Raw genomic sequence first — 420 nt, 5'->3', positions numbered from 1 at the left:
CCCGTGCGCCGGACAGGTCGCAGGCCATCGTGCGCACCAGGCTCGTCCATTGATCGAGCGACGGCGGCGGCGGCGTCCAGGCCGCGCTCAGCGCTTGCTGGAGCGGCTTGGAATCGGCCACGCAAAGCTGCGTCAAAGTGTTGGGCACGACAAAAACCTTCTCCGCCGATGCCGGCTTGGACGTGCGATGCCGCGCCGCTTGGGCAACGCTCGCCGGTAGCGTCAGCGCGGCGATGGACGCTGCCGTCAGCAGCGCCAGGCCACGCCGTGCTCGGTTGGCCGTCATGCGGCCTCCGTGGTCTTGACAGCGGCAGCGGCCGTGCCGCACATCGGGAAGCCCAGGCGCTCGCGCGAATCGTAGTAAGCCTGCGCGACCAGGCGCGACAAATTGCGGATGCGGCCGATGTAGGCCGCGCGCTC

At 69.8% G+C, this 420-nt stretch carries 1 protein-coding gene; it reads right to left on the bottom strand.

The window, feature by feature from the left end:
- Positions 1-286, bottom strand: a 286-nt coding sequence (locus I6F21_RS38105; protein WP_225184431.1) for a hypothetical protein, incomplete at its 3' end; no start/stop codon positions are given.
- Positions 287-420: the final 134 nt, after the last annotated feature.

Origin of the sequence: Bradyrhizobium sp. NBAIM03, from assembly GCF_020194055.1 — a bacterium.
GTDB lineage: Bacteria > Pseudomonadota > Alphaproteobacteria > Rhizobiales > Xanthobacteraceae > Bradyrhizobium > Bradyrhizobium yuanmingense.
Note: the sequence above shows the minus strand (reverse complement) of the source record. Positions and strands in the feature narration are given on the sequence as shown.